The organism is Streptomyces sp. NPDC000983 (assembly GCF_040299205.1).
Classification (GTDB): Bacteria; Actinomycetota; Actinomycetes; order Streptomycetales; family Streptomycetaceae; genus Streptomyces.
On the sequence record NZ_JBEPBM010000013.1, the window covers coordinates 59,233 to 70,604 of the forward strand.

The following is an 11,372-nucleotide window of genomic DNA, read 5'->3' on the forward strand; positions in this document are numbered from 1 at the left end:
CTCAAGTCCTCCGCGAAATCCCCACCCAGCCCAACGACGTCACCACCCTAGGGCCCTTCTGATGGATCTCCGTGGCAGAAGGACCCTGGGGTCCCACCCCGACACGCTGCATCAGCCGCCCGCCGCCAGCACGGCCCGCACGATCGGGCCCGCCGCCTCGCCGCCGCGTCCGCCGGACACGGCCATCGCCGCCGCGCTCACGTCGTCGCGGAACCCGGTGAACCAGCTGTTGGCGTCCTGCCCGTCGACCTCCGCGGAGCCGGTCTTCGCGCCGATGTCGCCGCCCAGCCCGGACATCACCGGCTGCGCCGTGCCCTGTGTGGCGGTGAGCCGCATCATCTGCTTGAGCTGTGTCGCGGTGTCCGCCTTCAGTCCGTCGGCGGTGGCCAGCTCCCGCCCGTCCAGGTCGGGGGAGACCAGATACGGCTGCCGGAAGGTGCCGGTGATCGCGGTCGCTGTGACGGACGCCATGTTCAGCGGGCTCATCTGGACCTCGCCCTGCCCGATCGCGTTGGCCGCGCGGTCCGGTCCCGTCGAGGCGGGCACGCTGCCGTCGAAGGAGGTGATGCCGGTCTTCCAGTCGTCCCGGCCGAGCCCGAACCGCTCCTGCGCCTCCGCCGTCAGCGAGGAGTCGGTGAGCGGCTCCTCGTCCACGAGCTTGATGAAACCGGTGTTGCAGGAGCGCATGAACGTGTCGGCGAGGGTGGCGCCCTCGTTGGCCGCCAGACCGGGCAGGTTGCCGAAGGTCTGGCTCTGCCAGGTGGCACTGTCCGGGCAGGGCGCGGGGCCGTTCATCGAGGCGACACCGTTGTCGATCAGCATCGCCGCCGTGATGATCTTCATCGTGGAGCCGGGCGCGACCTGCCCCTCGAAGGCGGCGTTGAAGGCGTCCTTGCGGTGGTTCGCCACCGCCAGCACCTCGCCTGTGCTCGGCTTCACGGCCACCACGGACGACTCGGGGTACCCCTTGACCGCCTTCTCGGCGGCCGCCTGCACCCGCGCGCTCAGTGTGGTGCGCAGCTTGCCCGGCTCGCCCTCGGCGAGGGTGAGCAGCGGGGTGTCGGCGACGCCCTCGGCGGCGTGCCGGACGACCAGTTCGACGCCGGGCGTGCCGCCGGCCCGGTCGCCGTACCGCTGGCGCAGGGTGTCCAGGATCGGGCCGAGCGAGGGGTACTTCGCCTTCGTCAGCACCTGGTCGTCGCGGTCCACGGCCTCGATGGGCGGGGTCGCGGACTCACCGGTGACCAGGGTGTCGTCCTTCTGCTTCAGCTCCGGGTGCACCACGGACGGCGCCCAGTCGACCAGCGCCCGCCCGGAGGTCTTCCCGCGCACGATCCTCAGCTCGCTCTTGTAGGCGAGCGGCTTGGAGGTCCCGTCGTGGGAGACCGTCGCCGCGACCTCGAAGGGCACGACGGCGCCGGTCGCCTTCCCCGGCGTGATGCGCACCTTGGAGATGCCCGCCCCCTGCTCGTACGCGGTGAGCAGCGCCGTCGCCTCCTGCGGGAAGTCGGTGTGCGACCCGGCCTCGGCGGCCTGTCCCTGCTCCCAGGCGGCGAAGAACTTCTCCGACGTCTCCTCGACCTCGTCCGCGCTCGGCGGCCCGGTCCGCACCGAACCGCCGTCCCCGCTCACCGCCTGCACGACGTTGTAGGCGCCGTACCCCGCGCCTCCCACCAGCACCGCGAACACACCGCCGATGACGGTGGCCCTGACCCCCTTGCCCATTGGGCAGTCCTCCCCGTGTCCCCGTTTTCCCCGCACTGTAGGCGGAGGCCGTGACGGGCGGGACGGGAGTTTCCCGATTGTTGCCGGAGGCAGCTATCCGATGGATGCCACCCCCACGTATCCGGCCGCTAGACCCATGTATCCAGCCACATCCGCGACCGCCAGCTGTCGATCGGGATCGAGGTGCCGGTGTAGATCGGCCAGAAGTAGATGAAGTTCCAGGCGATCAGCAGGACCAGGACGCCCGCGCCGGTCGCGCCGGTGACCCGGCGGGTCTCGCTCGACCCCGGTGGGCCGACGATCGCGCCGAGCAGCATCGCCACGGCCAGGCAGAGGAACGGCAGGAAGACCACGGCGTAGAAGAAGAAGATCGTCCGCTCCTGGAAGAAGAACCAGGGCAGATAGCCGGCCACGATGCCGCAGGCGATGGCGCCCGCGCGCCAGTCGCGGCGGAAGAACCAGCGCCACAGCACGTACAGCAGGGCGAAGCAGGCCACCCACCACAGCAGGGGCGTGCCGATGGCCAGCACCTCGCGCGCGCACTTCTCGCCCGCGTCGGAGGGGCAGCCGTCCTTGCCGGGGGCCGGGGACTCGTAGAAGTACGACACCGGGCGGCCGGTGACGATCCAGCTCCAGGGGTTGGACTGGTAGGTGTGCGGCGAGGACAGGTCGACGTGGAAGTCGTACACCTGTGTCTCGTAGTGCCACAGGCTGCGCAGCCAGTCGGGGAAGAGCCACGACCAGTCGCTGTTCTTCCCGTCCTTGGCGGCCCAGTCGCGGTAGTAGCCGCCGGAGCCGTCCGTGGGGGAGAGGATCCAGCCCGTCCAGGACACCAGGTAGGTGACGACCGCGACCGGCACGGTGGCCAGGAACGCCAGCCCCAGGTCGTGCTTGAGGACCGCGAGATACGGGTGGCGGGCCCCGGCCACCTTGCGGGTGCCGACGTCCCACAGGACCGTCAGCAGCCCGAACGCGGCGAGGAAGTACAGGCCGTTCCACTTGGTGCCGATGGCCAGGCCCAGCATCAGACCCGCCGCCCAGCGCCAGGGCCGAAGCCCCAGGCCGAGCGTGTCGGCGGTGTGCGCGTCCGGGCGGACCAGGCCGTTCGCGTCCGCGGGCAGGGCCGCGGCGAGCCGCTCACGGGCCCGGTCCCGGTCGACGACCAGGCAGCCGAACGCGGCCAGCACGAAGAACATCAGCACGCCGTCGAGGAGCGCGGTGCGGCTCATCACGAAGTGCAGTCCGTCCACCGCCATCAGCGCGCCCGCCAGGCAGCCGAGGAAGGTCGAGCGGAAGATCCGGCGGCCGATCCGGCACAGCATCAGCACCGACAGCGTGCCGAGCAGCGCGGTCATGAACCGCCAGCCGAACGGGTCGAAGCCGAACACCAGCTCGCCCAGCCCGATGACGTACTTGCCGACCGGCGGATGCACCACGTACGCCGCGTCGGTCGGGATGGAGACCTTGTCGCCGAGCTGGAGCACCAGGTCGTTGGCGTTCTTGTCCCAGTTGACCTCGTAGCCGCGGTGGACGAGTGCCCAGGCGTCCTTGGCGTAGTACGTCTCGTCGAATATCACCGCCTTGGGGCTGCCCAGGTTCCAGAACCGCAGGATGCCCGCGAACAGCGTGACCAGCAGCGGGCCGCCCCAGCCCGACCAGCGCACCAGCCGGTCGGTGAACACCGGCGGCAGCCCGAGCACCGACCACAGTCTCGGCCCCGGCCTGGCGTACGGCGGGTTCAGACGGTCGCGGACGTCGCTCGCGGGCCCCGCCGGGTGGCCGAATCGGCGCAGCCGCTGCTGCCACGACGGCCGCCGGTCGTGCGGCGCCTTGTCCTGCAGGGTGTCCATGGAGGACGCGGTACTGGTCACCGCGCCATCGTAGGGAACCCTTCTGTGGGAGTCCCGCGCATGGCGCCTGCGAGGATGGAAACGTGACAGTCGCACCCGGAACCCTGGTCCTCGCCGGCACTCCCATCGGGGACATCGCCGACGCCCCGCCCCGGCTCGCCGAGGAGCTCGCCGGCGCCGACGTCGTCGCCGCCGAGGACACCCGGCGGCTGCGCCGGCTGACCCAGGCCCTGGGCGTCACGCCCAAGGGGCGGGTGGTGTCCTACTTCGAGGGCAACGAGGCCGCCCGCACCCCCGAACTCGTCGACGAACTCCTCGGCGGCGCCCGGGTGCTGCTCGTCACCGACGCGGGCATGCCGTCGGTCTCCGACCCCGGGTACCGGCTGGTCGCCGCGGCCGTCGAGAAGGACGTCAAGGTCACCGCGGTGCCGGGGCCGTCGGCCGTGCTCACGGCGCTCGCGCTGTCCGGGCTGCCCGTCGACCGGTTCTGCTTCGAGGGCTTCCTGCCGCGCAAGGCGGGCGAGCGGCTCTCCCGGCTGCGCGAGGTGGCCGGGGAGCGGCGCACCCTCGTCTACTTCGAGGCCCCGCACCGGCTCGACGACACCCTCGCCGCGATGGCCGAGGCGTTCGGCGCCGAGCGGCGGGCCGCGGTGTGCCGGGAACTGACCAAGACCTACGAGGAGATCAAGCGCGGTCCGCTCGGCGAACTGGCCGAGTGGGCGGCCGAGGGGGTGCGCGGGGAGATCACGGTCGTCGTGGAGGGCGCGCCGGAGAAGGGGCCCGAGGAGATCGGCCCGGAGGAACTGGTGCGCCGGGTGCGGGTGCGCGAGGAGGCGGGCGAGCGGCGCAAGGAGGCCATCGCGGCGGTCGCGGTGGAGGCCGGGCTGCCCAAGCGGGTCGTCTTCGACGCGGTGGTGGCGGCCAAGGGCCGGTGACGGACCGGGGCCCGCGTCACGCCCTGGTGAGGCGGACTCCATGCCGCGGTAAAGCGGTACGGGCGTTTCGGCAAGGAACGTCCAAGGCGGTCCCAACAGTGCACAGCTCGCGTGCTTCCGCCCTGTTCGAGGAGTCCACTGGAGTCGAGGGGCGCGACCCGCCCCTGCCAGCGGAACCGACAGGAGCCGGCATGAGTGAGATCGCAGGGCAGCACCGCCTCCGCACCGCACAGACCCCCGTCGTCCACGAGTCGTATTCCTTCGCCTGCATGCGCTGTGGGCACGGCTGGGAACAGTCGTACGAGATCGAGCACCACACGGACGCCGAGGGGCGGGAGTTCGTCCTGTACGTGGCGGACGGCCGCGTCGTCCCCTCCCCGCTCAGCCGCCCCACCTGCGTGAACTGCGACGGCCATGTCGTACGGCTGCTGCGCGCCGGGCAGGTCTCGTCGGCCCGCGCCGCGGCACGCCGGCCGCGCCCCGTGCCCCCGGCGCAGCCGGCCGCGCCGGCGGCGGAGCGCCACCACTGGCAGCTGTCGGACCTGCTGCACCCCTTCCAGCGCAGGGCGAGCTGAGCGGGCTCGGCCGCGGGGAGCGCCTGCCCCTTTCGTAGGATCGGGGCATGCCCTCCTCCAGCGAGAAGAACGCGGCGCCGCCGCTCCCGGAGCCCCTCCGGGTGCCCGTCGCCGACTCCCACACCCACCTCGACATGCAGTCCGGCACGGTGGAGGAAGGGCTCGCCAAGGCCGCGTCGGTCGGGGTGACGACGGTCGTGCAGGTCGGCTGCGACGTCCGCGGCTCGCGGTGGGCCGCCGACACCGCGGCCGCGTTCGACAGCGTCCACGCCGCCGTCGCCCTGCACCCCAACGAGGCCCCGCGCATCGTCCACGGCGACCCCGACGGCTGGTCCCGGCAGGGCGCGCGGCAGCCGGGCGGCGAGGCCGGGCTGGACGCGGCGCTCGCCGAGATCGAGGCGCTGGCCGCGCTGGCGCACGTCAAGGCGGTCGGCGAGACCGGCCTGGACTACTTCCGCACCGGTGACGAGGGCAAGGAGGCGCAGGAGCGCTCCTTCCGCGCCCACATCGAGATCGCCAAACGGCACGGCAAGGCGCTGGTCATCCACGACCGCGACGCGCACGCCGACGTGCTGCGGGTGCTGAAGGAGGAGGGCGCCCCGGAGCGGACCGTCTTCCACTGCTACTCGGGCGACGCCGAGATGGCGGAGATCTGCGCCGCCGCCGGGTACTTCATGTCCTTCGCCGGCAACGTCACCTTCAAGAACGCCCAGAACCTGCGGGACGCCGTCGCCGTGGCGCCGCTGGAACTGCTGCTGGTCGAGACCGACGCGCCCTTCCTGACCCCGGCGCCCTACCGCGGACGGCCCAACGCCCCGTACCTCGTTCCGGTCACGGTGCGCGCGATGGCCGCGGTGCGCGGGATCGACGAGGACGCCCTGTGCACGGCCCTCGGCGCGAACACCGCACGCGCCTTCGACTACTGAGCCCGCACCCGGTGACGCCCGGCCGGTGACGCCCGGCCGGGCCGCACACCCCTTCGGACGCGACGGTGTGTAGTCGCGTCGCTTTGGAGAGTGACACTCGCTCCGCTAGGTTCTGGCGCGATCGGGACCCCTCTGGCTCTCAGGAGCGTGGCGGCGTGAGCAGCAAATCGCAGTACGGGACGTACGAGACGCACGAGACGCACGAGGAGTACCAGCAGCACCAGGTGTACGGGGGCGACCTGCACAGCGCGGAGACCATCGCGTACGGGATGCCGGTCACGTACGAGCAGACCCGCGTCGACCTGGACCTGGGCCTGGATCTGGGCAGAGACCTGGACGGGGACCTGGGCAACGGCCTGGGCGCGGACACCTACCGCCCCGCCTACGAGGAGGCTCTCGCGCCCGTCGCGCGCGCCGGAGCGGGACGGCGGGGCGCACGCCGGCGCAAGGCTCGCCAGCCGGGCGGCGCGGAGGGTTCCGTACGCCGACTGCTGCCGCAGGCGCTGGTCGTGGCGTTCCTCGCCGGCGGCACCACCGCCTTCGTCGCCGAGGACAAGGCCGTCGAGCTGACCGTAGACGGCCGGCCGCGCACCCTGCACACCTTCGCCGACGACGTCACCGAACTGCTCGCCCAGGAGGGCGTGGAGGTGGGGGCGCACGACGTGATCTCACCCGCCCCGGGCACCGAACTGAGCAGCGGCGACGAGATCACGGTCGAGTACGGGCGCCCGGTGCGGCTCACCCTCGACGGCCGGAGCTACGAGGCGTGGACGACCGCGCACACGGTGGAGGAGGCGCTGCGGGAGTGGGGGGTGCGCGCCGAAGGGGCGTACCTGTCCCGGGCGCGCTCCCTCACCATCGGGCGCGCGGGGCTGGCCCTGGACGTGCGCACCGAGCGCTCCGTGACCGTCATGGCGGACGGCCGGGCCCGCAGGGTCCGCACCAACGCGGCCACCGTGGCGGAGGTCGTCCGGGAGGCCGGGATCACCCTGCGCGGGCTCGACGCCACCTCCGCCCCGTCCGACAGTTTCCCGCGCGACGGGCAGACCCTGACCGTGCTGCGGATCACCGGCTCCCAGGAGGTCCGCGAGGAGGAGATCCCCCACGGCGTACGGCGCACCGAGGACCCGTCGCTCTTCCGGGGCACCGAGGTCGTCGAACGCGCCGGACAGCCCGGGCTGCGCCGCTTCACCTACGCGCTGCGCACCGTCAACGGAGTGCGGCAGAAGCCGCGGCTGGTCAGGACCGAACTGGTGCGGGAGCCGCGCGTCCAGGAGGTGCGGGTCGGGACACGGCCCATGCCGACGTCCGTGCGGGGCGCCGACGGACTGGACTGGCAGGCGCTCGCGGCCTGCGAGTCCGGCGGCCGCCCCGACGCGGTCGACCCCTCGGGCACCTACGGCGGCCTGTACCAGTTCGACACCCGGACCTGGCGGGGCCTCGGCGGCAGCGGGCGCCCCCAGGACGCCCCGGCGGCCGAGCAGACGTTCCGGGCGAAGAAGCTGTACGTGCAGCGCGGCGCCGGCCCCTGGCCGCACTGCGGGGCACGGCTGGGCGGATAGGGCCCGGGGCGGGCGGACCTGGCCGGGGGGCGGGTGCCCGGGCCCGTACCCTTGTCCCGTGAGCAGCAGCCCCGCCCCCGACGCCCTCCTGGGCCCCGCCGACGTCCGCGAACTCGCGGAGGTGCTCGGTGTGCGGCCCACCAAGCAGCGTGGCCAGAACTTCGTGATCGACGCGAACACCGTGCGCCGCATCGTCCGCACCGCGGACGTCCGGCCCGACGACGTGGTCGTGGAGGTCGGGCCGGGACTCGGCTCGCTCACCCTCGCCCTGCTGGAGGCGGCCGACCGGGTCACCGCCGTCGAGATCGACGACGTCCTCGCGAGCGCCCTGCCCGCCACCGTCGCCGCCCGGATGCCCGACCGCGCCGACCGCTTCGCGCTGGTCCACTCCGACGCGATGCTCGTCACCGAGCTGCCCGGCCCGGCCCCGACCGCGCTGGTGGCGAACCTGCCGTACAACGTCGCCGTCCCCGTGCTGCTGCACATGCTCGCCACCTTCCCCAGCATCGAGCGCACCCTGGTGATGGTGCAGGCCGAGGTCGCCGACCGGCTCGCCGCCGCGCCCGGCTCGAAGGTCTACGGCGTGCCCTCGGTGAAGGCCAACTGGTACGCCGAGGTCAAGCGGGCCGGAGCCATCGGCCGCAACGTCTTCTGGCCGGCGCCCAACGTCGACAGCGGCCTGGTCTCCCTGGTCCGCCGGACCGAGCCGGTGCGGACGACCGCCTCCCGGGCGGAGGTCTTCGCCGTCGTCGACGCCGCCTTCGCGCAGCGGCGCAAGACGCTCAGGGCCGCCCTCGCCGGATGGGCCGGTTCCGCGCCCGCCGCCGAGGCGGCGCTCGTCGCGGCCGGGGTCTCCCCGCAGGCGCGCGGGGAGTCCCTGACGGTCGAGGAGTTCGCGCGGATCGCCGAGCACAAGGTCAGCGAGGAGAACAGCTAAGTGGCCGTCACCGTACGCGTCCCCGCCAAGGTCAACGTCCAGCTCGCGGTGGGCGCCGCCCGCCCCGACGGCTTCCACGACCTGGCCAACGTCTTCCTCGCGGTCGGCCTGTACGACGAGGTCACCGTCACCCCCTCCCCGGGCGGCCCCAGTGTGACCTGCGAGGGCACCGACGCCGGCCAGGTCCCCCTCGACTCCACCAACCTCGCCGTCCGCGCCGCCGAGGCGCTCGCCGCGCGCCACGGCATCACCCCCGACGTGCACCTGCACATCGCCAAGGACATCCCGGTCGCCGGCGGCATGGCCGGCGGCAGCGCGGACGGCGCGGCCGCCCTGCTCGCCTGCGACACGCTGTGGGGCACCCGCGCCCCCCGCGAGGAACTCCTCGACATCTGCGCCGAACTCGGCAGCGACGTGCCGTTCAGCCTGGTCGGCGGCGCCGCGCTCGGCACCGGGCGCGGCGAGAAGCTGCGCGCGCTGGAGACCGGCGGCACCTTCCACTGGGTGTTCGCGACGGCCGCCCGCGGACTGTCCACCCCGGCCGTGTTCCGTGAGTTCGACCGGCTGGCCGAGGGGCGGGACATCCCCGAGCCGGTCGCCTCCGAGGCGCTGCTCGGCGCGCTCGCCGACGGCGACCCGGACGCGCTCGCCGCGGCCGTCTCCAACGACCTCCAGCCCGCCGCGCTCTCCCTCTTCCCCGAACTCGCCGGCACTCTCGCCGCGGGCCGCGGCGCCGGGGCGCTCGCCGCCCTGGTCTCCGGCTCGGGCCCCACCACCGCGTTCCTGGCCCGGGACCCGGAGTCGGCTGCGAAGGTCGCCGACTCCCTCGGGGCCTCCGGCACCTGCCGCGCGGTGCGGGTCGCGTCGGGACCGGCCGAGGGCGCCACCGTGGTGGCCGCGTAGCACGGGGTGCTCCCGGGGGTTGTGGACAGCGCGTCCGCCGCCCCGCGCCGCCGACTACCCTGGAGGGTCGATCGATCCCCCTGGGCAGGAGAGAAATGGCCGTCAATCAGGTCAATGTCGAGAACGTCAGCAAGGTGTACGGCACCCGTGCCCTGCTCGACGGTGTCTCACTCGGCGTCTCCGAAGGGGATCGGATCGGGGTCGTCGGCCGCAACGGCGACGGCAAGACCACCCTGATCCGGATGCTGGCCAGGCTGGAGGAGCCCGACACCGGCCGGGTCACCCACTCCGGCGGGCTGCGCCTGGGCGTGCTCACCCAGCACGACTCCCTTGACCCGAACGCCACCGTCCGGCACGAGGTCATCCGGGACATGGCCGACCACGAGTGGGCCGGCAACGCCAAGATCCGGGACGTGCTGACCGGCCTCTTCGGCGGCCTGGACATGCCCGGCTTCCCGCAGGGCCTGGACACCGTCATCGCCCCGCTCTCCGGCGGTGAGCGCCGCCGGATCGCGCTCGCCAAGCTGCTCATCGAGGAACAGGACCTGATCGTCCTCGACGAGCCCACCAACCACCTCGACGTGGAGGGCATCTCCTGGCTCGCCCGGCACCTGCGCGAGCGGCGCTCGGCGCTGGTGTGCGTGACCCACGACCGCTGGTTCCTGGACCAGGTCTGCACCCGCATGTGGGACGTCCAGCGCGGCAGCGTCTTCGAGTACGAGGGCGGCTACTCCGACTACGTCTTCGCCCGCGCGGAGCGGGAGCGCATCGCCGCCACCGAGGAGACCAAGCGGCAGAACCTGGTCCGCAAGGAGCTGGCCTGGCTGCGCCGCGGCGCCCCCGCACGGACCTCCAAGCCGCGCTTCCGGGTCGAGGCCGCCAACGAGCTGATCAAGGACGTGCCGCCGCCCCGGGACACCAGCGAGCTGATGAAGTTCGCCTCGTCCAGGCTCGGCAAGACCGTCTTCGACCTGGAGGACGTGACCGTCCAGGCCGGCCCCAAGGTGCTGCTCAAGCACGTCACCTGGCAGCTCGGCCCCGGCGACCGCATCGGCCTGGTCGGTGTCAACGGCGCGGGCAAGACCTCGCTGCTGCGCGCGATGGCCGAGGCGGCCCGCACCGAGGGCGAGACCCAGCCCGTGGGCGGCCGGGTCGCCGTGGGCAGGACCGTCAAGCTCGCCTACCTCTCCCAGGAGGTCGCCGAACTCGACCCCGCCCTGCGGGTGCTGGAGGCGGTGGCGCAGGTCCGGGAGCGCGTCGACCTCGGCAAGGGGCGCGAGATGACGGCCGGCCAGCTGTGCGAGACGTTCGGCTTCAACAAGGAGAAGCAGTGGACGCCGGTCGGCGACCTGTCCGGCGGTGAGCGCCGCCGGCTCCAGCTGCTGCGGCTGCTGATGGACGAGCCGAACGTGCTCTTCCTCGACGAGCCCACCAACGACCTCGACATCGAGACCCTCACCCAGCTGGAGGACCTGCTCGACGGCTGGCCCGGCTCGATGATCGTCATCTCCCACGACCGGTTCTTCGTCGAGCGCACCACGGACCGGGTGTTCGCCCTGCTCGGCGACGCCGCCCTGCGGATGCTGCCGCGCGGCATCGACGAGTACATCGAGCGCCGCCACCAGATGGAGGAGGCCGCGGCCGCCGCATCCCCGGTCGTCGAGAAGGCCGCTCCGGAGAAGAGCGCGGCCGACCAGCGCGCCGCCAAGAAGGAGCTGCAGAAGATCGAGCGGCAGCTCGACAAGGTCTCCGAGCGGGAGACCAAGTTGCACGCCCAAATCGCCGAGAACGCCACAGACTTCGCGAAGGTGGCCGAACTGGACGCCGAGCTGCGTGACTTGGCGGGTCAGCGCGAGGAGCTGGAACTGCGCTGGCTGGAACTCGCGGAGGACGCGTAAGCGGCGTGAAGGGCGCGTGAAGGCGCGTAACAGCGGTATCACGGGCCGGTCGTCCCTTGGG

Annotated in this window: 9 protein-coding genes; 7 read left to right on the forward strand and 2 right to left on the reverse strand. The window is 72.9% G+C overall.

Annotation, left to right across the window (positions count from 1 at the left end):
• Window positions 1-111: 111 nt before the first annotated feature.
• A complete protein-coding gene (locus ABT296_RS17125; RefSeq protein ID WP_351927967.1) occupies window positions 112-1,725 on the reverse strand; it encodes a penicillin-binding transpeptidase domain-containing protein in 1,614 nt (537 codons plus the stop codon).
• A gap of 128 nt (window positions 1,726-1,853) precedes the next feature.
• The gene (locus tag ABT296_RS17130) at window positions 1,854-3,596 is read right to left on the reverse strand and encodes a dolichyl-phosphate-mannose--protein mannosyltransferase (protein WP_351927969.1); all 1,743 of its coding nucleotides are present in this window, start codon (window positions 3,594-3,596) and stop codon (window positions 1,854-1,856) included.
• Window positions 3,597-3,658: 62 nt separating this feature from the next.
• Between ABT296_RS17130 and rsmI the strand changes: the two genes are divergently transcribed.
• The 7 genes from rsmI (at window position 3,659) to ABT296_RS17165 (ending at window position 11,311) form a co-directional block, all read left to right on the forward strand.
• Entirely contained in the window at window positions 3,659-4,510 is an 852-nt protein-coding gene (gene rsmI, locus ABT296_RS17135) for a 16S rRNA (cytidine(1402)-2'-O)-methyltransferase (RefSeq protein WP_351927971.1), read from the forward strand.
• A gap of 191 nt (window positions 4,511-4,701) precedes the next feature.
• The gene (locus tag ABT296_RS17140; RefSeq protein WP_351927973.1) at window positions 4,702-5,085 is read left to right on the forward strand and encodes a hypothetical protein; all 384 of its coding nucleotides are present in this window, start codon (window positions 4,702-4,704) and stop codon (window positions 5,083-5,085) included.
• A gap of 47 nt (window positions 5,086-5,132) precedes the next feature.
• Window positions 5,133-6,011 (forward strand): TatD family hydrolase, encoded by an 879-nt coding sequence (locus ABT296_RS17145; RefSeq protein ID WP_351927975.1) that lies wholly within the window; start codon window positions 5,133-5,135, stop codon window positions 6,009-6,011.
• 155 nt (window positions 6,012-6,166) lie between these two features.
• Entirely contained in the window at window positions 6,167-7,573 is a 1,407-nt protein-coding gene (locus ABT296_RS17150) for a resuscitation-promoting factor (protein WP_351927977.1), read from the forward strand.
• 58 nt (window positions 7,574-7,631) lie between these two features.
• Complete coding sequence (rsmA, locus tag ABT296_RS17155; RefSeq protein ID WP_351927979.1) at window positions 7,632-8,510, forward strand: 16S rRNA (adenine(1518)-N(6)/adenine(1519)-N(6))-dimethyltransferase RsmA; 879 nt, start codon at window positions 7,632-7,634, stop codon at window positions 8,508-8,510.
• Window positions 8,511-9,413: a 4-(cytidine 5'-diphospho)-2-C-methyl-D-erythritol kinase gene (locus ABT296_RS17160; protein WP_351927981.1), complete on the forward strand. Its 903-nt coding sequence runs from the start codon at window positions 8,511-8,513 to the stop codon at window positions 9,411-9,413. It begins immediately after the preceding gene.
• Window positions 9,414-9,508: 95 nt separating this feature from the next.
• The gene (locus ABT296_RS17165; RefSeq protein WP_351927983.1) at window positions 9,509-11,311 is read left to right on the forward strand and encodes an ABC-F family ATP-binding cassette domain-containing protein; all 1,803 of its coding nucleotides are present in this window, start codon (window positions 9,509-9,511) and stop codon (window positions 11,309-11,311) included.
• Window positions 11,312-11,372: the final 61 nt, after the last annotated feature.